This window comes from Kitasatospora sp. NE20-6, assembly GCF_045862635.1.
This window is the reverse complement of the sequence record NZ_BPRL01000079.1, coordinates 1-24,838: the sequence shown is the minus strand read 5'-3', so window position 1 is coordinate 24,838 and position 24,838 is coordinate 1. Positions and strand designations below refer to the sequence as shown.

The 24,838-nt window shown below is 71.7% G+C and carries 16 protein-coding genes; 14 read left to right on the top strand and 2 right to left on the bottom strand.

Features of this window, described 5'->3' with window-relative positions; genetic code table 11:
- The first annotated feature begins 16 nt into the window (after positions 1-16).
- The 4 genes from SNE206_RS35365 to mycP all read left to right on the top strand — a co-directional run bounded on the left by SNE206_RS35365 (position 17) and on the right by mycP (position 3,867).
- Entirely contained in the window at positions 17-1,594 is a 1,578-nt protein-coding gene (locus SNE206_RS35365; protein ID WP_407917673.1) for a type VII secretion protein EccB, read from the top strand.
- Positions 1,595-1,775: 181 nt separating this feature from the next.
- Entirely contained in the window at positions 1,776-2,084 is a 309-nt protein-coding gene (locus SNE206_RS35360; RefSeq protein WP_405013272.1) for a WXG100 family type VII secretion target, read from the top strand.
- 77 nt (positions 2,085-2,161) lie between these two features.
- Positions 2,162-2,452 carry a WXG100 family type VII secretion target gene (locus SNE206_RS35355; protein ID WP_407917672.1) on the top strand — a complete coding sequence of 97 codons (291 nt, stop codon included), beginning with the start codon at positions 2,162-2,164 and terminating at the stop codon, positions 2,450-2,452.
- 110 nt (positions 2,453-2,562) lie between these two features.
- Positions 2,563-3,867, top strand: coding sequence for a type VII secretion-associated serine protease mycosin (gene mycP / locus SNE206_RS35350; protein WP_407917671.1), 1,305 nt, complete (start codon positions 2,563-2,565; stop codon positions 3,865-3,867).
- Positions 3,868-3,940: 73 nt separating this feature from the next.
- Here mycP and SNE206_RS35345 read toward each other — a convergent pair whose 3' ends face one another.
- Together SNE206_RS35345 and eccCa are read right to left on the bottom strand one after the other, a co-directional pair.
- A complete protein-coding gene (locus tag SNE206_RS35345; RefSeq protein ID WP_407917670.1) occupies positions 3,941-5,341 on the bottom strand; it encodes an APC family permease in 1,401 nt (466 codons plus the stop codon).
- Between the two features lie 468 nt (positions 5,342-5,809).
- Positions 5,810-9,763, bottom strand: coding sequence for a type VII secretion protein EccCa (eccCa, locus tag SNE206_RS35340; RefSeq protein WP_407917669.1), 3,954 nt, complete (start codon positions 9,761-9,763; stop codon positions 5,810-5,812).
- Between the two features lie 605 nt (positions 9,764-10,368).
- On the opposite strand from eccCa, the gene SNE206_RS35335 reads away from it, so the two are divergent.
- From SNE206_RS35335 to SNE206_RS35290, 10 genes are all read left to right on the top strand, one after another.
- Positions 10,369-13,272, top strand: coding sequence for an FAD-binding and (Fe-S)-binding domain-containing protein (locus SNE206_RS35335; protein ID WP_407917668.1), 2,904 nt, complete (start codon positions 10,369-10,371; stop codon positions 13,270-13,272).
- A gap of 295 nt (positions 13,273-13,567) precedes the next feature.
- Positions 13,568-15,034 carry a type VII secretion integral membrane protein EccD gene (eccD, locus tag SNE206_RS35330; protein ID WP_407917667.1) on the top strand — a complete coding sequence of 489 codons (1,467 nt, stop codon included), beginning with the start codon at positions 13,568-13,570 and terminating at the stop codon, positions 15,032-15,034.
- A gap of 139 nt (positions 15,035-15,173) precedes the next feature.
- Positions 15,174-15,464 (top strand): 30S ribosomal protein S15, encoded by a 291-nt coding sequence (gene rpsO / locus SNE206_RS35325; protein WP_405013279.1) that lies wholly within the window; start codon positions 15,174-15,176, stop codon positions 15,462-15,464.
- A 434-nt stretch (positions 15,465-15,898) separates the two neighbouring features.
- Entirely contained in the window at positions 15,899-18,109 is a 2,211-nt protein-coding gene (locus SNE206_RS35320) for a polyribonucleotide nucleotidyltransferase (protein WP_407917666.1), read from the top strand.
- An 81-nt stretch (positions 18,110-18,190) separates the two neighbouring features.
- Positions 18,191-19,561 carry a M16 family metallopeptidase gene (locus SNE206_RS35315; RefSeq protein WP_407917689.1) on the top strand — a complete coding sequence of 457 codons (1,371 nt, stop codon included), beginning with the start codon at positions 18,191-18,193 and terminating at the stop codon, positions 19,559-19,561.
- The gene (gene dapB, locus SNE206_RS35310) at positions 19,558-20,304 is read left to right on the top strand and encodes a 4-hydroxy-tetrahydrodipicolinate reductase (protein WP_407917665.1); all 747 of its coding nucleotides are present in this window, start codon (positions 19,558-19,560) and stop codon (positions 20,302-20,304) included. Before SNE206_RS35315 ends, dapB begins: the two co-directional genes overlap by 4 nt.
- A gap of 7 nt (positions 20,305-20,311) precedes the next feature.
- A complete protein-coding gene (locus tag SNE206_RS35305; protein ID WP_407917664.1) occupies positions 20,312-20,773 on the top strand; it encodes a hypothetical protein in 462 nt (153 codons plus the stop codon).
- A complete protein-coding gene (thyX, locus tag SNE206_RS35300; RefSeq protein ID WP_407917663.1) occupies positions 20,770-21,498 on the top strand; it encodes an FAD-dependent thymidylate synthase in 729 nt (242 codons plus the stop codon). Before SNE206_RS35305 ends, thyX begins: the two co-directional genes overlap by 4 nt.
- Positions 21,499-21,727: 229 nt before the next feature.
- A complete protein-coding gene (dapA, locus tag SNE206_RS35295) occupies positions 21,728-22,627 on the top strand; it encodes a 4-hydroxy-tetrahydrodipicolinate synthase (protein ID WP_407917662.1) in 900 nt (299 codons plus the stop codon).
- Positions 22,628-22,796: 169 nt separating this feature from the next.
- On the top strand, positions 22,797-24,482 hold the full coding sequence (locus tag SNE206_RS35290) for a ribonuclease J (RefSeq protein WP_407917661.1): 1,686 nt from the start codon (positions 22,797-22,799) through the stop codon (positions 24,480-24,482).
- Positions 24,483-24,838 lie beyond the last annotated feature (356 nt).

Genomic DNA, 24,838 nt, shown 5'->3' with positions numbered 1-24,838 from the left:
GGAGACGGGGACGAGCATGGCATCACGCAGGGACGAGCTGAACGCGTACAACTTCGCCCGCAAGCGGACGGTCGGTGCGTTCCTCCAGCCCGGCGGCGGTGGCAACGACGAGGACGCGCCGCGTCCGGTCCGCGCGGTGCTGCCGAGCTTCGTGGTGGCGGCCGTGGTGGTCGCCGGCTTCGGCATGTGGGGCGTCATCAAGCCCAGTGCGCCGCTCAACTGGGACGACGGCAAGAACATTATCCAGGGCAAGGACTCCACCACCCGCTACGTCGTGCTGGAGGACCCGGAGACCCACGAGAAGGTGCTGCACCAGGTCCTGAACATGTCCTCGGCGCGGCTGCTGCTGCCCGCGGGCTCCAAGGTGGTGCCGGTCGCCGACAAGGTGCTCGACAAGTACAAGAACCACGGCGCGACGATCGGCATCCCGTACGCGCCGGACAAGCTGCCGTCCGCCGCCGACGCGGGCGAGACGAAGAAGTGGTCGGTCTGCGACCGCCCGGGCGCCGAGGGCACCCAGGCCGGCATCAACCAGGCCGTCTTCATCGCCGCGGGCGACGAGGCGAAGGAGCTGGAGCGCAAGGACCTGGTGCTGCAGGAGGGCCAGGACCTGTTCGTGCAGGCGCCGCCGCTGAGCAAGGGCGACGTCGGCAGCAAGTTCCTCGTCGACATGAACGGCGTGAAGCACGCCGTCGGCCAGACCGACCTGAAGGGCATCGAACGGTCCGCGCTGGAGTCGGGGCTGTTCGGCGACAAGGTGCAGCCGCAGCAGGTCACCAAGGACTGGCTGGACACCCTGGAGGCCGGCGAGATCATCGACTTCCCGGAGATCAAGGACCTCGGCAGCACGAAGGTCAGGTCGACCGTCGCCCTGACCGACAAGAAGCAGGCGTACGTGGGCCGGCTGATGTTCTTCCAGAACACCTACTACGTGGTGGGCAAGGACCGGCTGTACGCGGTGACGCCGTTCCAGGCCGAGGTGATCCGCAACGACCCCAGGCTGAAGGTGCCGTACGACGGTGCCACGCCGAAGGCCGCCGAGCTGTCGCCCGCCGAGAACGCGGAGCTGGCCGGCAACGTCGACACGACCATGCTCGACAAGGGCGACCTGCCCGACGCCAAGCCCGCGCTGCCGCTCAACACCGGTCCCAAGGGCACCCGTTCGGTGATCTGCAGCACCTTCGAGGGTTATGTCGAGGGCGCGGTGAAGCGCACCGTGTGGGCGCACACCGAATACCCGGCGAAGGTGTCGCTGGGGTCGGCCTCGGCCCATGTGACGCCCGGGCACGGCCTGTTGTACCGCGCCGTGGACGGCCAGACCACTCCCGGCGAGCAGGACACCTCCGGCACGACGTTCCTCATCACCGAGACGGGGCTGCGCTATTCGCTGCAGGCCAACGGCGACGGCGGCACCGGCGCCTCCCCGGCGCCCGCGGCGGGTCAGCAGCAGGCCGGTGCGGAGGACAGCGGTGCGCAGGCACGTCTCGGCTACAAGTCGGTGACGCCGGGCAGGGTTCCGCTGGCGTGGTCGGTGCTCGTGCCGGCCGGCGGAGCGCTGAGCACGAAGGCCGCGGAGACCGCGCAGACTGCGTGACGGTCTGTCAGAATGCGCTCTTTGCCGCACTGTCATGGTCTGGTAACTGTACGGCGCCCGGTGTTGGGTGGCTTGCAGGTGGCGGCTACAGTGCTGGGGGACACCGCATCGCGGCGTTCCCGGGTAGGCCGTGTCAGGACTATCCGAACACAAATGTCTGTCTCATGGGGGACGGTGGATCATGGCTGGTCAGTTCAGGACTACCGCTGAGGAAATGAGCTCCTTCGCCAATCGCATCGGCGAGGTGAACGCTCAGGTTCAGGGCGAGATCCAGCGACTCAACTCGCTGGTCGACTCGATCAAGGCGGGGTGGCAGGGTCAGGCGGCGCAGGCCTACGGGCAGATGCAGACCCGCTTCAACGAGGACGCCACGGCGCTCAACCGGGTGCTCGACGAGATCAAGCAGGCGATCGAGGCGACCACCAAGCTGTACGCGCAGACCGAGCAGGACCAGCAGTCCTCGATGTCCGGTCTCGGCGGCTCTTTCTGATCCTCGCGGGTTCGTAGGCCGCAGCCGATTCGGGCCCGCGTGCCGGGTCTTGGCGATTCCATCGACAAGGAGACATCATGTCCGACCACATTCTCGTCAATTTCTCCACCATTACGAACGCGTCCTCGGAGATCCGTCAGACCGCGCAGCGCATCCAGTCGCAGCTGGACGAGCTGAAGGCCGGCGTGCAGCGCATCGCCTCCAGCTGGGAGGGTGCCGCGCAGGAGGGCTACCGCGCCCGCCAGGCCGAGTGGGACGCGAAGGCCGCCGACCTGCAGCAGGTCCTGGGCCAGATCTCGACCTCGCTCGACAACGCGGCCCAGAGCTACCAGTCGACCGAGCAGAAGAACACCAGCGTCTGGAGCTGAGCCGGTCGCCGCGCGGCACGGTTCTTCCGAGAAGGGCGGGCGTCCGGGGGCGCCCGCCCTCCGCGCGTCACTGACGCGCACGGCATCCGGGGATCAGAGGGGAAGTTCAGGTGTCGTTGGGTACGTTCCGCGGGGCAGCCGCGGTGTCCGTGGTGCTGGGGGTGGTCGGGGCGCTCGCCGCGGCCCCGGCGTACGCGGCGTCGCCGTCCGCCTCGCCGTCCGGTGCGAACGGCTCCGCGCACTGGTCGCCCATCGGTATCGCCGCGGCCGGTGAGTGCACGTTCCCGTCGGCCAACGTCCAGGGCATGCCCTGGGCGCTCCAGCGGGTCCTGCTGACCGAGCTGTGGAAGGAGGGCCGCACCGGCAAGTTCGCCAAGGACGTGCCGGGGCGGAAGAAGGACACCCCGGTCAAGGTGGCGGTGATCGACACCGGCGTGGACGACCGCAACGCGCAGCTGCGCGACAAGGTCGAGGACGGCGGCTCGTACCTCGCGGACCAGCCGGGCGGGGAGAAGGACAGCGGGCGGAAGGACACCGTCGGCCACGGCACCAAGGTCGCCGGCATCATCGCGGCCCGGCCGCTCAACGGCACGGGCTTCGTCGGCCTCGCGCCGGACGCGGTCATCCTCTCGCTGAAGCAGAACGACGACCAGGGCAGCGGATCCGTCGACAGCCTGATCCGGGCGATCGACGACGCGCTGGGCAAGGGCGCCGACGTCATCAACATCTCGCAGGACGTCCGGGCGGACGGCGACCAGGCCGACTTCCCGAAGAAGAAGGAACTGCAGGCGGCCGTCGACCGCGCCGAGAAGAAGGGCGTGGTGATCGTCGCCTCCTCCGGCAACGACGGGCGCGAGGGCGACACGTTCCCGGCGGCCTTCCTCACCGTGCTGGCCGTGGGCGCCTCGGACCGCAACAACGAGCGTGCGCCGTTCTCCGAGTACGGCGCCTTCGTCGACATCGCGGCACCGGGCGTCGACATGCTCTCGACCGTGCCGGCCGGCGGGCAGTGCGTCGACAACGGCACGAGCTTCTCGTCGCCGTACGTGGCGGGGGTGGCCGCCCTGCTGAAGGGCGCCTACCCGGACTGGACGCCGGCGCAGATCCGGGCGCGCATCATGCAGACCGCGCAGCGCACCCAGCGCGGCCCGGACAAGTTCGTCGGCTGGGGCGTCGTCGACCCGGTGAAGGCCGTGCAGGGCGGCGGGGAGCAGGACGACGAGCCGCACGAGGACGCGAAGGTCACGATCGACCGGGTGCCCGTCGTCGCGCAGCCGCTCGGCCTCGCCGAGACCCAGGCCGACCGCGACCGCCGTACCGGCACGTTCGTGCTGGGCGGCGGTGCGCTCACCGTGGCGGCGCTGGCGGGCGGTTCGGTGGTGCTGCGGGACTTCCGCCGCCGCCGCGAGGACTGAGCGGTCCTGTCGGACGCAGGAGGCCCGGCACCCCCCCTCGGGGTGCCGGGCCTCCTGCACGTGCGGGTGCGGGTCAGACCTGCTCGTCCTCGGGCAGGGTGATCACCCAGCGGCTGTCCTGGCGGGGGCGGAGGTACAGCAGCCAGTAGAGGCTGGCCGCGGCGGTGATGCCGGCGGTCCACAGCAGCGCGGTGACGTCGAGCTGGGTCAGCAGGTAGCCGAGACCGACGATCAGCAGGACCGGCAGGACGGGCCAGATCGGCTGGCGCCAGGCCGGGGCGTGCTTGTGGTGGCCCTTGCGGGAGAACAGCGCGGCGACGGCGACCAGCAGGTACAGCGCGGCGACGGCGACACCGGTGATGTTGGTCAGCTGGTCCTGCGGGACGAAGCAGAGCACCGCGCCGGGGACGCCGACGGCCAGCGTGGAGACCCAGGGGGCGCTGTACCGGTTCAGGGTGCCGAAGGCCTTGTTGACCGGCTCCGGCCAGGCCTTGTCGCGGCCCGAGGCGAAGAGCACCCGGGAGTTCTGGATGACCATGACGATGCCGGCGTTGATGATGGCCAGCGCGATGCAGAGGCTGATGAAGGTGCCGACGGCGGAGTTGCTCCAGCCGGCGACGAGCGCGGAGATGTCGCCGGCGCTCAGCGCGGCGAGGTCGGGGGCGCCCATGGTGATCGCGACGACCGGCACGAGGATGACGACGACCGACAGGCCGAGGGTCCACAGCACGGTGCGGGCGACGTTGCGGCGGGGGTTCTCCAGCTCCTCGGAGAGGTAGATGGCGGTGGAGAAGCCCTGGGTGACGAAGAGCGCGGTGCCCATCGCGGCGAGCATCGCGGCGATGCCGACGCCGCTGGTCGCGCCGTCCGTGACGACGGAGCCGTGCAGCATGCTGCCGACGCCGCGCTCGGCGTGGCCGAAGCCCAGGAAGGCGACCACGGCGGAGGCGATGACCTCCAGCACGAGGAAGATGCCGGTGATCCAGGCGTTGGCGCGCAGGTCGAGGAGGCCCGCCACGGTGGCGGCGAGCATCACCGCGGCGCCGGCCCAGCGGGCGTCCATGTGCACGATGGGCGCCAGGTAGTCGGCCGTGCCGATGGCGATCAGCGAGGGCACGATCATGACGACGATCAGGGACTGGATGAACACCAGCCAGCCCGCGAAGCGGCCGGCGAGGGTGCCGACCATCGCGTACTCGCCGCCGGCGCTGGGGACGAGCGTGCCGAGCTCGGAGTAGCAGAACGCCACCGCGATGCAGATGAGCGCGCCGATCGCGATCGACAGGGCCGTGAAGGTGCCGATCGTGGAGAAGAGCTCCGGCACGATCACGAACAGCGAGGACGCCGGCGTGACGCAGGAGAGGGTGAGCAGCGTGCCGCCCACGACACCGATCGAACGGGTGAGCTTCTTGGGAGTGCCCGTACCTGCCGCGGTCTCGGCTACGGCGAGTGGCGGGCGAAGCGTGTCGGTCATGGGAATCCGATCGGCTGTGCGGAGCTTGGGGGAGGGAGCGGTATCGCCTCCGATGGGCGTTGACGGGCATGGTGTTCGATCGCTCCCGAGTGGCCATGGAACCGTGGGGATTTGCCCACGTCAACGCGCGATCTGCTTCGGAATCCGTTGCGCTCCGACGCATGGGCATGCGATCCGATGGTCACGTGCGGCAATATTCGCCTTTGTCCGTCTTGTCAACTCCGGCAAGTCGACCTTGATTCCAAGGTTAACCCCGGTAAACGGCATGTGTATCGAAGGAGACGTGTCGATTCACTATGCGGGGTGCAGGTGGCCCTCCGCGGACTGCGGGGCGGGCCGGGGGCCTACGGGAACCGCAGCCGGCGGCGGAAAAAAGACAGGTAACGTTCTGGCACCGTCCGCGGCCTGGGATGCGGCAAGGGCCGGACTCCCGAGGAGTCCGGCCCTTGTGGTCACGCAGGGTCACTGCTACAGGGTGGGGAGCCAGCCCGTCTGCACCGTCTGGCCCGCCGCGATCCGGCGGGAGACGAACACGCCGCGGCCCGGCGGCAGCGGCTGCGGCTTGACCGTGCCGAGCAGGGCGCCCTCGTTCTTGTCGCCCGAGAGCAGCAGGCCCTGGCCGCCCAGCTCGCGCATGCGCTGCATGACTGGCTCGAACAGCGACCGGCCGGCACCGCCGGCGTTGCGGGCGATGATGATGCGCAGGCCGATGTCGCGCGCGAACGGCAGGAACTCCGCCAGCGGCGCCATCGGGTTGCCCGAACCGGTGGCGACCAGCTCGTAGTCGTCCACGATCACGAACATGTCCTTGCCGCTGTACCAGCTGCGGTTGCGCAGCTGCTCCGGCGTGACGTCCGGACCGGGCAGGCGCCGCGAGCAGGCGCCGCGGAGCATCTCGACGATCGCCGACATGGCGGGTGCGGCCGCCGCGTACTCGACCAGGTACTCCTGCGGCACCACGCCGAGCAGCGAGCGGCGGAAGTCGCCGACCACGATGCCGGCCTGCTCCGGGGTGTACCGCTCGGTGATCTGCTTGATGAGCATCCGCAGCATCGCCGACTTTCCGGACTCGCTCTCGCCGAAGACGATGAAGAGCGGGTCGGTCTCGAAGTTGACGAAGACCGGGGCCAGTTCGACCTCGTCCACGCCGAAGGAGATGCCGAGCTCGGGGTGCTCGAAGCCCTTCGGCAGCGCCTGGCCGTCGAGGACGGCGGGGAGCATGCGCACCTGCGGGGCGCGCGGGCCCGTCCATGCCGCGTCGATCTGGGCGACCAGGTCGGCGACGCCGTCCGAGAGGTCGACGGTGGACGAGGAGCCGTCCAGGCGGGGCAGGCCGGAGAGGAAGTGCAGCTTGCCCGCGGTGATGCCGCGGCCCGGGGAGCCGGCCGGCACGTTCACCGCGACCTTGCGGTCGATCTCCGACTCCATCGAGTCGCCGAGCCGCAGCTCGGTGCGGTTCTGCAGCAGGTCCTTGAGCGCGGGCCGCACCTCCGCGTACCGCGCGGCGGTGACGACGACGTGCACGCCGTACGTCAGACCGCGCTGGGCGATGTCGGAGATGACCGGCTCCAGGGCCTCGTACTCCTGCTTGAAGGTCAGCCAGCCGTCGATGATCAGGAACACGTCGCCGAACTGCTCGTCCGGCAGCTGACCCGCCGCGCGGCGGGTGCGGTAGGTGGTGACGGTGTCGATGCCGGTGGCCCGGAAGAGCTCCTCGCGGCGGTTGAGGACGCCGTGGACCTCGCTGACCATGCGGCGGACCTTCTCGACGTCCAGGCGTCCGGCGACCCCGCCGACGTGCGGCAGGCCGGCGAGCGCGCCGAACGCGCCACCGCCGAAGTCGAGCAGGTAGAACTGCGTCTCGACCGGGGTGTGCGTGACCGCGAAGCCCGAGACCAGGGCCCGGACCATGTTCGACTTGCCGGACTGCGGACCGCCGACGATCAGACCGTGGCCGGCCGCGCCCGAGTAGTCCTGGTAGAGCACGTCGCGGCGCTGGTCGCGCGGCTTGTCGACGATGCCGACCGGCACCACCAGGCGGCCCAGTGCGCCGTACTCCGGCGAGGTCAGGCCGCGCTCGGCGGTGGCCTGCAGCGGTGGCACCAGGCCGTCGATGCTGGGCGCCTCCTCCAGCGGGGGCAGCCACACCTGGTGGGCCGGCGGGCCCTGGCCGATCATGCGGTGCACGAAGGTGTCGAGCATGGTGTCGAGCAGCGAGTCGTCGATCTCCTCGACCTCCTCGTACACCTCCTCGACGACGGGCTCGACGATCGCGACCTCGGCGGCGGTGAAGAGCACCGGCTGCGCGGTGATGACCTGGCCGCCGCTGGTGCGCTGCTGGCCCGGCGGCCGGTACGGGCCGGAGACGTACGCGGCCCGGAACCGCTCCATGACGTCGGAGCCGAACTTCAGGTAGCCGACACCGGGGATGGGCGGCAGGTGGTAGGCGTCGGGGACGCCGATCGCGGCGCGCGACTCGGCCGCGGAGAAGGTGCGCAGACCGAGGCGGTAGGAGAGGAAGGTGTCCAGGCCGCGGAGCTTGCCCTCCTCCAGACGCTGCGAGGCGAGCAGCATGTGCATGCCGAGCGACCGGCCGATGCGGCCGATCTGGATGAACAGGTCGATGAAGTCCGGCTTCGCCGTGAGCAGTTCGGAGAACTCATCGATGATCATCAGGAGCGAGGGCAGCGGGTCGAGCGCCGCACCGGCGGCGCGGGCCCGCTCGTACTCGTTGATGTTCGCGTAGTTGCCCGCCGCGCGCAGGAGCTCCTGGCGGCGGTTCATCTCGCCCTCGATCGCGTCGCGCATGCGGTCGATGAGGGTGGCTTCGCCCTCCAGGTTGGTGATGACGGCCGCCGTGTGCGGCATCTCCGACATGCCGGCGAAGGTGGCACCGCCCTTGAAGTCGGCGAGCACGAGGTTGAGCACCTCGGAGGAGTGCGTCACCGCGAGGGCCAGCACGATGGTGCGCAGCACCTCGGACTTGCCGGAGCCGGTCGCGCCGACGCACATGCCGTGCGGGCCCATGCCCTGCAGCGACGCCTCCTTGATGTCCAGCCAGACGTACTCGCCGTTGGTGCCGACGCCGAGCGGCACGCGCAGCTTCTCCGCCATCGGGCGGGGCCGCCAGTGCCGGGCCGGGTCGAAGGAGCCCGGGTCGCCGGTGTTCATCATCTCGGTGAAGTCCATCGAGACGAGCGACGGGTCGCCGTCGTCGCCGCCCGCCGACACCCGGAAGGGGGCCAGCTGGCGGGCGAGCGCCTCGGACTGCCAGGACGACAGGGTGTCCGGCCTGCCCGAGTAGGAGGCGCCGGAGGCGGACTCCAGCAGCAGGTCGTCCTTGCCGACCGTGATGACCAGGTGGCCGCTGGGCTCGTCGAGGTCGCCGGGGACCACCTCGATGACGGTGACGCCCTCGACGCCCTCCGCGCCGGCCAGCACCGAGTCCTGCGGCACCGCGGCGCCGTCCATGACGACGATCAGGTGCGGCTTGTCGGCGCTCGGCACGTTGTCGCGGGAGAAGCCCTTGCGGCCCTCCAGCTCCTTGGCGAGCAGCTCCTCCAGCTCGCCCAGCCCGGCGGCGATCAGACGGCGCGCACCGGCGCCGTCGTTCTCCTTGCGGTGCTGGGTGTGGGGCAGCCACTTGGCCCACTCCCACTCGTCGATCGCACCGGGGGCGGCGGCCACGCCGACCATCAGGTCGTCGGGGGAGTGGAGCGTCGTCAGCTGGGCGATCATCGCCCGGACGGTGCCGTACACGGTGTCCGGGTCGCCGCACACGGTGATGTGGTAGAAGGCGCGCAGCGAGACCGCGAGCGGCAGGTCCTGCAGGGTGCCGTGCGCCTTGATGAAGGTGCCCATGGCCTCCGCGGCCAGCGGCTCCAGCTCGTCCATCGGCGCGGTCTGCGGCGCGACGATCGGTGTCGACAACTGCTGCGGCCCGCGGCCGAGCCGCACCTGGGCGAAGTCGTTGTCGGTCGGGCGGCGCTCCCACAGCCGCCGGCCCTCGGCGACGATCGACCACAGCTGGTCGGGCTCGGGGTGGGTGAACAGCAGGGCGCCGCGCTGGCGTTCGGCGGTCCGGCGGACCTGTCGGCGCATCTGCTGCAGGTACTTCAGATAGTCGCGGCGCTCGTCGGCGGTGCCGGCGCTGCCGCCGCGGCGGGCCTTCACGATCTGGGCGACCGCCATGCCCGCCGTGGAGGCGACCATCAGCACACCCATGATCTTCATCGGGCCCTGCGCGCCCGGGGAGAAGAAGAACGCCGCCGAACCACCCATGCCCAGCAGCGGCAGCAGGGACATCATCCAGTCCTCGCCGCCCGACCGCGGGAGTTCGGGCGGGGCCACCAGCTCCACCGGTTCGTCCGGCACCGCGGGCGGATATGCCCGCGCCGGACGCTTCACCGTCACCACACTCATGCGACCGCCTCTTCCCCGTCCGTCGCTGTCAGGACGCGAGCCCGCCGCGCGGCGGCCGCTGTGCGAAACACGCACCTCGTGACGGTTCGCTCCGCCCGCTCGCTCACTGGCACCAACCCTCACGCAACCCAATACGTCCACGGGTCCGGGCGCTCCGATGGATGACGCCGCCCCCGCTCCGCCGACCGCAGGCGCGGGGCCGCCGCATCGTGCCCGCCCCCGTGCGCCTTGCGCAAGCGCCGATCCTACTGGTCCGGCTGGACGGTTCGGGGACGAGGGTTGGCTTTGCGGCGGCCACGGATCGGCGGGCTCCCGGCGTGCGGGCAGGGCCGCCCTCCCCGCGCACCGGCGAACGCCCGTGCGGGCGGCCCGGCGGGACAGGGCCGCATGATGACGCGACATCAGAGGCATAGGAAGCATCGCCGGCATCAGAGGTACCAGAAGCATCAGAGACACCGGCGGCACCGGCGGCACCGGTGCCCCGGGCGGGGCCCGGCGCGCCCGGCCCCGCCCGCCGCGCCATCCTGGAGACTGGACGGCGGCCCACCCCGGCCCGCCGCCCCGCACCCGCCCGCACCCGCCCGCACCGCAGCCGGAGAACCCCGATGACCCAGGCGGACCCCCGCACGGCCGACCTCGCGCACGAGCTGGCCGCCGCCCTGCGGGGCGAGGTGAGGTTCGGCACCGCCGAACGCGTCGTGTACGCCTACGACGCGTCGAACTACCGCCAGCTGCCCGCCGGCGTGGTGCACCCGGCCGACCCCGACGACGTCCGGACGGCCGTCGCCCTGTGCCGCGAGGCCGGGGTGCCGATCGTGCCGCGCGGGGCGGGCACCAGCATCGGCGGCCAGGCGATCGGCCCCGGCGCCGTCGTGCTCGACTTCCGCCGCCACCTCGGCCGGGTGCTGTCCGTCGACCCCGACGCCCGCACCGCCGTCGTCGAGCCCGGCACCGTCCTCGACGACCTGCAGCGCGCCGCCCGCCCGTACGGCCTGCGCTTCGGCCCCGACCCGTCCACGCACAGCCGGTGCACCCTCGGCGGCATGATCGGCAACGACGCCTGCGGCTCCCACTCCGTCGCCTGGGGACGCACCTCCGACAACGTCCGCACCCTCGACCTGCTCCTCGCCGACGGCACCGAACTCACCGCCGGCGGACCGCTCGACACCGCCGCCCGCGCCCGCCTGCGCACCCTTCCCGGCCGCGCGGGCGAACTCCACCGCGCCCTCCAGGATCTCGCCGGCGACCACCTGGCCCTGCTCCGCCGCGCCATGCCCGACCTGCCGCGGCGCGGCTCCGGCTACCCCCTCGACGCGCTGCTCCCCGAACGCGGCCACCACCTCGCCCGCGCCCTCACCGGCACCGAGGGCACCTGCGCGGTCCTGCTGGGCGCCACCGTCCGCCTCGTACCCGAACCCGCCGCCCGCGTCCTCGTCGTCGCCGGCTACCCCGACGAGGGCGCCGCCGCCGACGCCGTCCCCGGACTCCTGCCGCTGCGCCCGCTCACCGTCGAGGGCATGGCCGCCGACCTCGTGGCGGCGCTCCTCGCCGCCGGCCCCCGCCCCGCCGCCCTCGACCACCTCCCCGACGGCGCCTGCTGGCTCTTCCTGGAGGTCGGCGGCGACACCCCCCGCGAAGCCCTCGACGCCGCCCACGACCTCGCCGCCACCGCCCGCCGCCAGGCCCGCGCCGCGACCTCCGTCGTCACCGACCCCGCCGGACAGCGCCGGCTCTGGGCCGTCCGCGAGGCCGGAGCGGGCACCGCCACCCGCCTCCCCGACGGCACCCAGGCATGGCCCGGCTGGGAGGACTCCGCCGTCCCCGTCGAACACCTCGGCGGCTACCTGCGCGACCTGCGCCGCCTCCTCGGCCGCCACGGCCTGCGCGGCATCCCCTACGGGCACTTCGGCGAGGGCTGCGTCCACCTGCGCCTCGACCTCCCCCTCACCGACCCGCGGCGCCTCCCGGAGTTCCGCGCCTTCATGGAACAGGCCGCCGACCTCGCCGTCTCCCACGGCGGCTCGCTCTCCGGCGAACACGGCGACGGCCAGGCCCGCGCCGAACTCCTGCCCCGCATGTACCCCCCGGAGATCATCGACCTCTTCGCCCGCTTCAAGCGGATCCTCGACCCCGGCAACCTCCTCAACCCCGGCAACATCGTCGACCCGCGCCCCCTCGACACCGACCTCCGCTTCACCGGCCGCGACCTCCTGCCCCTCGCCCAGCCCTACGACGACGACCGGGGCAGCCTCCTCCACGCCGTCCACCGCTGCGTCGGCGTCGCCAAGTGCACCGACACCACCACCGGCGTCATGTGTCCCAGCTACATGGCCACCGGCGAGGAACGCCACTCCACCCGCGGCCGCGCCCGGCTCCTCGCCGACATGCTCCGCGGCGAGGCCGTCACCGACGGCTGGCGGTCCGAGGAGGTCCGCGAGGCCCTCGACCTCTGCCTCGGCTGCAAGGGCTGCGCCAGCGACTGCCCCACCCACGTCGACATGGCCACCTACCGCACCGAGTTCCTCCACCAGCACTACCGCCACCGGCTGCGCCCCGCCTCCCACTGGTCCATGGGCTGGCTGCCGCTCTGGCTGCGCGCCGCCGCACTCGCCCCACGGCCGGCCGGCGCCCTGCTGCGGCTGCGCCCGGCGGCCGCCCTGCTGAAGCGCCTCGGCGGCATCGACCCCCGCCGCGATCTCCCGGCCCTGCCCGCCGAGACCTTCACCGCGTGGTTCCGGCGCCGCCGGGCCACCCGCCCGGCCCGGCCCGGCACCACCCCGGTGATCCTCTGGCCGGACACGTTCTCCGCCTACCTGCAGCCGGACGCCGCCCGAGCGGCCGTCGAGGTGCTGGAGCGCCTCGGCCACGACGTACGGCTCCCCGACGGGCCGGTCTGCTGCGGCCTCACCTGGATCTCCACCGGCCAGCTCGGCGTCGCCCGGGCCGTCGCCCGCCGCAGCCTGGCCGCCCTGCCGCCCGGCGTGCCGATCGTCGGACTCGAACCCAGCTGCACCGCCGCGCTCCGCGAGGAGTGGCCCCGCCTGCTCGGCACCACCGACCCGGCCGCCCGCGAACTCGCGTCCCGCGTCAGGACGTTCGCCGAGTTCCTGGACGAGGACGGCACCGACCTGCCCCACCTCGGCGGCCGCGCCGTCACCCAGGTGCACTGCCACCAGCACGCCGTGCTCGGCACCGCCGCCGACCGCCGCGTCGAGGCCGCCCTCGGCCTCGACAACACCGTCCTCGACTCCGGCTGCTGCGGCCTCGCCGGCAACTTCGGCTTCGAACAGGGCCACTACGACGTCTCGGTGGCCGCCGCCGAACGCGTCCTCATGCCCGCCGTCCGCGCCGCCGCCCCCGACACCACCGTCCTCGCCGACGGCTACGGCTGCCGCGTCCAGATCGCCCAACTCGGCGACGGCCGAAGCGCGGTGCACCTGGCCCAGCTCGTCCGCGACAGCCTCGACCGGCACGACCGGCACGACCGCACAGCCACCACCGACCGCTGAACCGGAAGGACGCAGGCCGGGCCCGGTCGGCCGGGCCCGGACGACCCGCCGCCCGCACCGCCCGGACGCCCCCGCCCCCGGCGCACCCACCACCCCCGGCGGGCGGTAGGGTAACGCCGCGCCGCCTGTCGGCCGGATCGTGTCGGTCCCGATCCCTGCAGCGGCGCACAGCAGAACAGAAGCTGACGAACAGGCACATCCAACGAGGGGGAGCGCCGGTGAGCGAGCGTAGCGAGCGGACAGGGACGGGGCGCGCCCTGCGGGGAGCACCCGCCGACCGGTGCGAGGTGACCGCATGAGCGCCAACGCGACCACCGGCTTCTGCCGCGTCACCGTGGTGGCACCCGACAGCCGGATCGACGTCGCCCTGCCGGAGGACGTCCCGCTCGCCGACATCTACCCCGAGGTGCTGCGCCTGACCGGCCAGACCCAGGTCGACGGCACGCCCACCGGCTTCCACCTGGTGCGCCGCGACGGCACCGTGCTCGACAGCGGCATGCCGCTGGCGGCCCAGCAGGTCCGCGACGGCGACCTGCTGAGCCTGCGCCCGTTCTCCGAGTCGCTCCCGCCGGCCGTCTACGACGACGTCGCGGACGCCATCGCGAGCGCGGTCGAGGCCGACCGCCGCTTCTGGAGCCCCGACCTGATGCGGGCCTTCGGCCTCATCGGCGCCGCCGTGCTGCTCACCCTGCTCGGCTTCGCCCTCTGGTACTCCGACCTGCGGCACGACATGCACGGCCTGCCCGGCATCCTCTCCGGCGTCACCGCGATCGTGCTGGTCACCTTCGCCGGTGTCCGCGCCCGGGTGTACGACGACCACGCCGCCGGCCTCGCCCTGGGCCTCGGCGCCCTCCCGCACGCGCTGATCGCGGGCTCCGGCGCCGTGCCGGTCGCCCTCGGCGACGGCCCGGGCCGCCTGCAGTTCCTCGTGGGCTGCGTCGCGGCGCTCGTCGCCTCCGTGCTGCTCGTCGGCCTGCTCCCGGAGAAGGACTCGATCTTCGTCGCCTCCTCCTTCCTCACCGCGGCCGGCACCCTCTCGACCTTCGCCGCCGTCCTCCTCGACGGCACCCCGGCCACCCACATCGCGGCCGTCACCGGCGTCGCCGCCGTCGCCGTGGTCGGCTTCCTGCCCGCCCTGTCGGCGCGGTTCGCCCGGCTGCCCGTCGGCTTCAGCGCCCCCGGCCAGACCCGCACCCGCGGCACCGGCTACGGCGAGGAGACCAGCCGCGCCGAGGCCGTCCAGTACGAGCGGATCGCCCACCAGGCCCGCCGCGGCCACGAGGTCCTCGTCGGCCTCGTCGGCGGCTGCGCGGCCACCGTCGTCGGCGCCTGCGCCGTCCTCGGCTTCAGCGACTCCGTCCCCGCCGAGCTGCTCGCGCTCGCCGTGGGCATCTCGACCATGCTGCGGGCCCGGCTGTTCCGCTACACCGCGCAGGTCTTCAGCCTGACGATTGCCGGCCTCGCCGGCCTCGCCCTGCTCGTCCTCGGCCTGTCGCTGCACACCCCGCTGTTCATCCTGGAGCAGCTGCAGCAGGGCGGCGCGGGCAGCTCGCTCGACCTGCGCACCGTCTGGCTGTCGGCGTCCATCGCGGTCGGCGCGGCCCTGCTGACGGCGATCGCCCTGATCGTCCCGCGGGTCGGCGTCTCCCCGTTCTGGGGCCGCATCCTGGACATGGTCGACAGCCTCATGCTGATGTCGCTCGTCCCGCTGGCCCTGGCCGTGCTGAACGTCTACGCCCTGGTCCGCGGCGCCACCAGCTGACCCCGCGCACCCCCTCCGCCGCCCGCCCGCGCCCCGTGACAGGGGACGCCGGCGGGCGCTGGTACGCTTGGGCAGTCCGAGTTCTGTCAGATCCTGTGTCGTCTACCGGGATCGCTCGGCCACCCCTGAAGGAGATGCCGTGGCTCTCGCCGCCGACGTCAAGAAGCAGATTTTCGCCGAGTTCGGCCAGAAGGAGGGCGACACCGGTTCCCCCGAGGTCCAGGTGGCCATGCTCTCCCGCCGCATCTCGGACCTGACCGAGCACCTCAAGGCCCACAAGCACGACCACCACTCGCGTCGTGGCCTGCTCATCCTGGTCGGCCAGCGCCGCCGGCTGCTGCAGTACCTGGCCAAGAAGGACATCGAGCGTTTCCGTACCCTCGTCGACCGCCTCGGCATCCGCCGCGGCGCCGCGGGCGGCGCTCGCTGACACCGCTCCGTGGGGCGGCTCCCCTGCTCAGGGGAGCCGCCCTTCGGCGCATCCGCCGCGGCCTCGCAGCCGCGGCAACGCCTCACAGGAGATAACCGCAGCCACACGCGTGGTAATGGCGCGCTCTGTAGGGTGTGAATTTGTAAGGTGGAGGGCATGCCCGGGTTGATGCCCGACCGCGCGTCTCGCGGACGGCACCGGGCAGCACCCACACCACGCGCGGGCCGCAGGCTTCAAACGGAGGCCGCCCGCATCCGGGGGAGCGTCCACACGCGACCGCCGACCAGGCAGCCGAAAGGCGCCGGTCCTCGGTAGTGGCCGCCGGGAGTCCTCGACGACACCCGGAGGCTTCGATCGAAGACCGGCCCGCAGGGCCGGGCAGGCAGACGCAGGGGACGCTCCGCCGGACACGTACGAAAGAGGAGATCTTCCAGGTGGAAGAGAACGTGTTCTACGCCGAGGCCGTCATCGACAACGGCAGCTTCGGCACCCGTACCATCCGCTTCGAGACCGGCCGTCTGGCCCGTCAGGCCGCCGGCTCCGCCGTGGCCTACCTGGACGACGACACCATGGTGCTGTCGGCCACCAGCGCCTCCAAGCAGCCGAAGGAGCACTTCGACTTCTTCCCGCTGACGGTCGACGTCGAGGAGCGCATGTACGCCGCGGGCCGGATCCCCGGCTCGTTCTTCCGTCGCGAGGGCCGGCCCTCCGAGGACGCCATCCTCACCTGCCGCCTCATCGACCGCCCGCTGCGCCCGTCCTTCGTCAAGGGCCTGCGCAACGAGATCCAGGTCGTCGTCACCGTGATGGCGCTCAACCCCGACCACCTGTACGACGTCGTGGCGATCAACGCCGCGTCCGCGTCCACCCAGCTGGCCGGCCTGCCCTTCTCCGGCCCGATCGGCGGCGTCCGCGTCGCGCTGATCAAGGGCCAGTGGGTCGCGTTCCCGACCCACAGCGAGCTCGAGGACGCCGTCTTCGACATGGTCGTCGCCGGCCGCGCGCTGCCGGACGGCGACGTCGCGATCATGATGGTCGAGGCCGAGGCCACCACGAAGACCATCGCGCTGGTCGCCGACGGCGCCGAGGCCCCCACCGAGGAGATCGTCGCCGCGGGCCTCGAAGCCGCGAAGCCGTTCATCACGGTGCTCTGCGCCGCCCAGGCCCAGCTGGCCGCCCAGGCCGCCAAGCCCACCGGCGAGTTCCCGGTCTTCCTGGACTACCAGGACGACGTGCTCAACGCCCTGACCTCCGCGGTCAAGGACGAGCTCGCCCAGGCGCTCACCATCGCGGGCAAGCAGGAGCGCAACAACGAGATCGACCGCATCAAGGCGATCGCCGCCGACAAGCTGCTCCCGGAGTTCGAGGGCCGCGAGAAGGAGATCGGCGCGGCCTACAACGCGCTGACCAAGAAGATCGTCCGCGAGCGCGTCATCAAGGACAAGGTCCGCATCGACGGCCGCGGTGTCACCGACATCCGCACCCTGGCCGCCGAGGTCGAGGCCATCCCGCGCGTCCACGGCTCGGCCCTCTTCGAGCGCGGCGAGACCCAGATCCTGGGTGTCACCACGCTCAACATGCTCCGCATGGAGCAGCAGCTCGACACGCTCGCCCCCGAGACGCGTCGCCGCTACATGCACAACTACAACTTCCCGCCGTACTCGGTCGGCGAGACCGGCCGCGTGGGTTCGCCCAAGCGCCGCGAGATCGGCCACGGCGCGCTGGCCGAGCGGGCGATCCTGCCCGTGCTGCCGAGCCGCGAGGACTTCCCCTACGCGATCCGCCAGGTCTCCGAGGCGCTGAGCTCCAACGGCTCCACCTCGATGGGCTCGGTCTGCGCCTCCACCATGTCGCTGCTGAACGCCGGTGTGCCGCTCAGGGCCGCCGTCGCCGGCATCGCGATGGGCCTCATCTCGCAGGAGATCGACGGCGAGACGCACTACGTCACGCTGACCGACATCCTCGGCGCCGAGGACGCGTTCGGCGACATGGACTTCAAGGTCGCCGGTACCCGCAACTTCATCACCGCCCTCCAGCTCGACACCAAGCTGAACGGCATCCCGGCGTCGGTGCTCGCCGCCGCGCTGAAGCAGGCCAAGGACGCGCGCCTGCACATCCTCGACGTGATGAACGAGGCCATCGACACCCCGGACGAGATGTCGCAGTACGCGCCGCGCATCATCACCATCAAGATCCCGGTGGACAAGATCGGCGAGGTCATCGGCCCCAAGGGCAAGATGATCAACCAGATCCAGGAGGACACCGGCGCCGAGATCACGATCGAGGACGACGGCACCATCTACATCGGTGCCTCCGACGGTCCGGCCGCCGAGGCCGCCCGCACCACGATCAACCAGATCGCCAACCCGACCATGCCGGAGGTCGGCGAGCGCTACCTGGGCACCGTGGTGAAGACCACGACCTTCGGTGCGTTCGTGTCGCTCATGCCGGGCAAGGACGGTCTGCTGCACATCTCGCAGATCCGCAAGCTCGCCGGTGGCAAGCGCGTGGAGAACGTCGAGGACGTGCTCGCGGTCGGCGCCAAGGTGCAGGTCGAGATCGCCGAGATCGACCCGCGCGGCAAGCTCTCCCTGATCCCCGTGGTCGAGGGCGAGGAGGGCGGCGACGCCGCCGCGTCCGAGTGACGCACTAGGTCAGCCCGCGGCCCGCACGCCCCTCGCGGCGTGCGGGCCGCGCCCTGTTCTTCCCCGATCTGAGAGGTACACCTGGTGGCTCAGGCCCCCGCGGCGAAGCAGCGCCCCGGCACGACCCGGACCCTGCTGAAGGGCGTCGACGGCGCCGGCACCGTCCGCCGCACCGTCCTCCCCGGCGGCCTGCGGGTCGTCACCGAGACCCTCCCGACGGTCCGCTCCGCGACCTTCGGCATCTGGGTCGGCGTCGGCTCCCGGGACGAGACACCGGTCCTCAACGGCGCGACCCACTACCTGGAGCACCTGCTCTTCAAGGGCACCGCCCGGCGCAGCGCCCTGGAGATCTCGGCCGCGCTCGACGCGGTCGGCGGCGAGATGAACGCGTTCACCGCCAAGGAGAACACCTGCTACTACGCGCGGGTGCTCGACACCGACCTCCCGCTCGCCATCGACGTGGTCTGCGACATGCTCACCGGCTCGCTGATCCGCCCCGAGGACGTCGATGCCGAGCGCGGCGTCATCCTTGAGGAGATGGCGATGGCCGAGGACGACCCGGGCGACGTCGTGCACGACCTCTTCGCCAAGGTGATCTACGGCACCGGCCCGCTCGGCCGCCCCATCCTGGGCACCGAGGAGACCGTCACCAACCTCACCCGCGACCAGATCGCCGGCTTCTACCGCCGCCGCTACAAGCCGGAGCACCTGGTCGTCGCCGCCGCCGGCAACCTCGACCACCGCAAGGTCGTCAAGCTCGTCGAGGAGGCGTTCGCCGCCGTCCTCGCGAAGTCCGAGGGCCACCCCGCCGAGGTGCGCCGCGGCGTCAAGACCGTGCGCACGGCGGGCCGCACCGAGGTGCTCAACCGTCCCACCGAGCAGGCCCACCTCGTGCTCGGCGTCCCCGGCGTGCCCCGGCACGACGAGCGCCGCTGGGCCATGGGCGTCCTCAACGCCGCCCTGGGCGGCGGCATGAGCTCCCGGCTCTTCCAGGAGGTCCGGGAGAAGCGCGGCCTCGCGTACTCGGTCTACTCGTACTCGTCCTCGTACGCCGACAGCGGCATCTTCGGCATCTACGCCGGCTGCCAGCCCAAGCGGGTCGAGGAGGTGCTCGGCATCTGTCGCCGGGAGCTCGCCAAGGTCGTCGCCGACGGCATCACCGAGGAGGAGCTGCAGCGCGCCATCGGCCAGATCTCCGGTTCCACCGTGCTCGGCATGGAGGACACCGGCTCGCTGATGAACCGCATCGGCAAGGCCGAGATCGCCTACGGCGCCCACCTCTCCGTCGACGAGATGCTCGGGAGGATAGCGGCGGTGACCCTGGAGGACGTCCACGCGGTGGCCCGTGATGTGCTGGGGGCGTACCGGCCGTCGCTCGCCCTGATCGGCCCGGTCAACGACAAGCGGGCGGCCGCGATCGCCGCCCAGCTCGCCCAGGAGGAAACCGCATGACTCTGCGCGTCGCCGTGATCGGCGCCACCGGCCGGATCGGTTCGGAGGCCGTCAGGGCCGTCGGGGCCGCCGCCGATCTGGAGCTGGTCGCCGCACTGAACAGCAAGTCCGAGCTCACCGAGCTCACCGACGCCGGGGCACAGGTCGTCGTCGAGCTGACCCACCCCGACGCGGTGATGGGCAACCTGGACTTCTGCCTCCGCAACGGCCTGCACGTCGTCACCGGCACCACCGGCTGGACGGACGAGCGCCTCGCGACCGTGCGCGCCCTGCTCGACGACGCGCCCGGCACGGGCCTGCTGATCGCCCCGAACTTCTCCATCGGCGCCGTGCTGTCGATGCAGTTCGCCCAGGCGGCCGCGAAGTACTTCGAGACCGTCGAGGTCGTCGAACTGCACCACAACAACAAGGCCGACGCCCCCAGCGGCACCGCGACCCGCACCGCCCAGCTCATCGCGGCCGCCCGCGACGCCGCAGGCCTGCCCCGGCAGGCCGACCCCACCACCCACGGCCTCGCCGGCGCCCGCGGCGCCGACGTGGACGGCGTCCCGGTGCACTCCGTACGGCTGCGCGGCCTCCTCGCGCACCAGGAGGTGCTGCTGGGCGACGCCGGCGAGACGCTCACCATCCGGCACGACTCGCTGCACCACAGCTGCTTCATGCCCGGCATCCTGCTCGGTGTCCGCAAGGTCGTCGACACACCCGGGCTCACCCTCGGCCTCGAACACTTCCTGGACCTGTGAGCCCCGCATGACCTCCCGTACAGGTTTCTTCCTGCTCGCCGCGGCCCTGCTGCTGGTCTCCCTGCTCTGCGTGGGCGAGGGCGTCCAGCTCCTCGCGACCGGCGAGCCGCTCGGCATCGGCATGGGCGTGTGCGCCTTCGTCATCCCGCCGATCGGGGTCTGGTTCCTCCTCCAGACCGTCCGCTTCGGCCGGGCGAGCGAGCAGCTCGCACGCGAGCTGGAGGCCGAGGGCGGCCTCCCCGTCGACGAGCTCCGCCGCACCACCGGCGGCCGCATCGACCGGGCCTCCGCCGACGAGGTCTTCGCCCGCCGCAAGGACGAGGCGGAGGCCGCCCCCGGCGACTGGCGGGTCTTCTTCCGCCTCGCCGTGGCCTACGCCGACGCCGGGGACACCCCGCGCGCCCGCAAGGCCATGCACCACGCCATCAAGCTGCACAGCACCACTCTCGACACGAGGAGCACCGCGTGACCGACGGCACCGCCCCCACGTTCCGCAGCGACGTCACGGTCGAACTCGTCCGCAGCGCCGCCACCGACACCGACGTGCTCTGGGCGGCCCGGGTCTCCACCGCGGGCGAGCAGTCCATCGAGGCCGTCGGCCAGGACCCGGCGCGCTCGGAAGGCCTCATCAACTACCTGATGCGCGACCGCCACGGCACCCCGTTCGAGCACAACTCGATGACCTTCCTGATCAGTGCGCCGATCTTCGTGTTCCGCGAGTTCCACCGCCACCGCAGCGGCTGGTCGTACAACGAGGAGTCCGGCCGCTACCGCGAGCTGCAGCCGGTCTTCTACGTGCCGGACGCCGGGCGCAAGCTCGTCCAGCAGGGCCGCCCCGGCCGGTACGAGTTCGTGGAGGGCACCCCCGAGCAGCACCGGGTGACCAGCGCGGCGATGGAGGAGTCGTACCGCGCCTCCTACCGTGCCTACCAGGAGATGCTCGACGCCGGCGTGGCCCGCGAGGTCGCCCGCGCGGTGCTCCCCGTCGGCCTGTTCTCGTCGATGTACGCGACCTGCAACGCACGCTCGCTGATGCACTTCCTCTCGCTCCGCACCAAGCGGGACAACGCGACGGTGCCGTCCTTCCCGCAGCGGGAGATCGAGATGGTCGCCGAGCGGATGGAGGCGAAGTGGGCCGAGCTCATGCCGCTCACCCATGCGGCCTTCGAGAAGCACGGCCGGGTCGCCCCCTGACCTGGGACGATAGGCATACGGGCGGTGCGCCCGGCATGTCCGGATTGCGGGCATTCCGGGCGCTCCCTACGCTCGGAACACGGATTCCGGTGCTGCCCGAACCCCCGAGCGGGCAGTACCGGAATCCCATGCTCGAACCCCTTCGGCCCGCCGCCGGCCGCCCCGGATTCTGTCCGAACCGTGGACCGGCGTGACCGCCCCCCAGTGGCCTACGAGTAGTTTTGGACACATGGCTCCGACCTCCACCCCCCAGACGCCCTTCGGCCGGGTCCTGACCGCGATGGTCACCCCGTTCACCGCCGACGGTGGCCTCGACCTCGACGGCGCCCAGCGCCTCGCCGCCCACCTCGTGGATGCCGGCAACGACGGTCTCGTGCTCAACGGCACCACCGGCGAGTCCCCGACCACCAGCGACGCCGAGAAGGCCCAGCTGGTCCGCGCCGTGGTGGAGGCGGTCGGGGACCGCGCGCACATCATCGCCGGCGTCGGCACCAACGACACCCGCCACAGCGTCGAGCTCGCCCGCCAGGCCGAGGCCGCCGGCGCCCACGGCCTGCTCTCGGTCACGCCGTACTACAGCAAGCCCCCGCAGGAGGGCCTGTACCGGCACACCGTCGCCCTCGCGGACGCCACCGGGCTGCCGGTCATGCTGTACGACATCCCGGGCCGCAGCGGTGTCGCGCTGAGCCACGAGACGCTGGTCCGGCTCGGCGAGCACCCCCGGATCGTCGCCAACAAGGACGCCAAGGGCGACGTCGGCGCCGCCTCGTGGGCGATCGCGCGCTCCGGGCTCGCCTGGTACTCCGGCGACGACATCCTGACCCTGCCGCTGCTCTCGGTCGGAGCCGTCGGCGTGGTCAGCGTGGTCAGCCACCTCGTCACCCCCGAGCTGAGGGCCCTGGTCGACGCCTTCACCGCCGGGGACACCGCCAAGGCCACCGCCGTCCACCAGAGCCTGCTGCCCGTCTTCAGCGGTATCTTCCGCACCCAGGGCGTGATCCTCACCAAGGCCGCACTGGAGCTGCAGGGACACCCCGTCGGCCCGCTGCGTCCGCCCCTGGTGTGCGCCACGCCCGAGGAGATTGCGCAACTGAAGCAGGATCTGGCCGCCGGCGGGGTACACCTGTAGCAGACAGAGACGTGCGCGCCCCGGCTCGCCGGGCCCCCGAGGGCCTGCCGCTGGACCGGACCGAAGGCGCGAAGGCACCTGGTACGTAGGAAACCGACGATGGATGCACGCCATATGTCTCCGGGGGAGGACCTTCCGGGCATATGGCGTGCGTCGTGAGGAGAGTCTTTTGAGCCACCCGCACCCCGAACTCGGCGCGCCCCCTGCCCTGAAGCAGGGCGCCCTCCGCATCACCCCGCTCGGCGGCCTCGGGGAGATCGGCCGCAACATGACCGTCTTCGAGTACGGCGACCGGATCCTGATCGTCGACTGCGGCGTCCTCTTCCCCGAGGACGAGCAGCCCGGCGTCGACCTGATCCTCCCGGACTTCACGTACATCCGGGACCGCCTCGACAAGATCGACGGCATCGTCCTGACCCACGGGCACGAGGACCACATCGGTGCCGTCCCGTACCTGCTCCGGGAGAACCCGGACATCCCGCTGATCGGCTCGAAGCTCACCCTCGCCCTGATCGAGGCCAAGCTCGCCGAGCACCGGATCCGTCCGTACGTGCTGGAGGTCAAGGAGGGCGAGCGCGAGCGCATCGGCCCCTTCGACTGCGAGTTCATCGCGGTCAACCACTCCATCCCGGACGCCCTGGCCGTCGCCGTCCGCACGCCCGCGGGCATGGTCGTCGCCACCGGCGACTTCAAGATGGACCAGCTGCCGCTGGACGGCCGGCTCACCGACCTCCCGGCCTTCGCCCGGCTGGCGGAGGAGGGCATGGACCTGCTGCTGGTGGATTCCACCAACGCCGAGGTGCCCGGCTTCATCCCGCACGAGCGGGACATCTCCGCCGCGCTGGGCACCGTCTTCGCCAGCGCGAAGCGCCGGATCATCGTCGCCTCGTTCGCGAGCCACGTGCACCGCATCCAGCAGGTGCTGGACGCCGCCCACAAGCACAACCGCAAGGTGGCGTTCGTCGGCCGCTCGATGGTCCGCAACATGGGCATCGCCCGCGACCTCGGCTACCTCAAGGTGCCCGGCAACCTCGTCGTCGACGTGAAGACGCTGGACGACCTGCCGGACGACAAGGTCGTGCTCGTCTGTACGGGCTCGCAGGGCGAGCCGATGGCCGCCCTGTCGCGGATGGCCAACCGGGAGCACCAGATCCGCATCGTCGAGGGCGACACCGTCGTCCTCGCGTCCTCGCTGATCCCCGGCAACGAGACCGCGATCTACCGCGTGATCAACGGCCTGACCCGCTGGGGCGCCAACGTCGTGCACAAGGGCAACGCCAAGGTGCACGTCTCCGGCCACGCCTCGGCCGGCGAGCTCCTGTACTTCTTCAACATCTGCCGCCCGCGCAACCTGATGCCCGTGCACGGCGAGTGGCGCCACCTGAGGGCCGCCGCCGACCTCGGCATCAAGACCGGCATCCCGAAGGAGCGCACGGTCATCGCCGAGGACGGCGTCTGCGTCGACCTGGAGAACGGTGTCGCGCGGATCGTCGGCAAGGTGCAGGCCGGCTACGTCTACGTCGACGGCTCGTCGGTCGGCGACATCACCGAGGCCTCGCTCAAGGACCGCCGCATCCTCGGTGAGGAGGGCTTCATCTCGGTCTTCGTGGTGGTGGACTCCACCAACGGCAAGATCGTGAGCGGCCCGACGATCCAGGCCCGCGGCTCCGGCATCGACGACAGCGCGTTCGTGCCCGTCGTCGCCAAGCTGGAGGAGGCGCTCACGCGCTCCGCGGGCGACGGCGTGCTGGAGGTCCGCCAGGTGCAGCAGATGGTGCGCCGGGTCATCGGCAAGTGGGTGGCGGACAACTACCGCCGCCGGCCGATGATCCTGCCGGTCGTCGTCGAGGTCTGACACCCGCCCGGCCCGTCCGCCCGGCCCCGGTTTGACGTGGGGCGACTCGGTGCGTAATGTTCTCCGAGTTGCCCCACCGCCGGGCAGACCTCCTCCGAATTCAGTTCGGAGCGGGAAATGCGGCGGAGGAACTCTGATAGAGTTCGGGAGCGCCGAAAGGCAAAAGCAAATCCGATGAAAAAGTCTCCGGTAAAACGGGGCGGAAAACATCTGATAAGCTGGTAACACGAAGAGCGAAACGCCCGGAGGGTCCGCTGGAAGGCGGTCCGAAGGAAGTGTCCGTTCCTTGAGAACTCAACAGCGTGCCAAAAGTCAACGCCAGATATGTTGACATCCCCGGCCTCGGACTTGTTCCG

Coding starts and splice junctions, on each gene's coding strand:
- dapB (WP_407917665.1), top strand. CDS start 19,558: ATGACTCTGCGCGTCGCCGTGATCGGCGCCACCGGCCGGATCGGTTCG.
- SNE206_RS35355 (WP_407917672.1), top strand. CDS start 2,162: ATGTCCGACCACATTCTCGTCAATTTCTCCACCATTACGAACGCGTCC.
- SNE206_RS35305 (WP_407917664.1), top strand. CDS start 20,312: ATGACCTCCCGTACAGGTTTCTTCCTGCTCGCCGCGGCCCTGCTGCTG.
- dapA (WP_407917662.1), top strand. CDS start 21,728: ATGGCTCCGACCTCCACCCCCCAGACGCCCTTCGGCCGGGTCCTGACC.
- SNE206_RS35335 (WP_407917668.1), top strand. CDS start 10,369: ATGACCCAGGCGGACCCCCGCACGGCCGACCTCGCGCACGAGCTGGCC.
- SNE206_RS35365 (WP_407917673.1), top strand. CDS start 17: ATGGCATCACGCAGGGACGAGCTGAACGCGTACAACTTCGCCCGCAAG.
- eccCa (WP_407917669.1), bottom strand. CDS start 9,763: ATGAGTGTGGTGACGGTGAAGCGTCCGGCGCGGGCATATCCGCCCGCG.
- eccD (WP_407917667.1), top strand. CDS start 13,568: ATGAGCGCCAACGCGACCACCGGCTTCTGCCGCGTCACCGTGGTGGCA.
- SNE206_RS35360 (WP_405013272.1), top strand. CDS start 1,776: ATGGCTGGTCAGTTCAGGACTACCGCTGAGGAAATGAGCTCCTTCGCC.
- SNE206_RS35345 (WP_407917670.1), bottom strand. CDS start 5,341: ATGACCGACACGCTTCGCCCGCCACTCGCCGTAGCCGAGACCGCGGCA.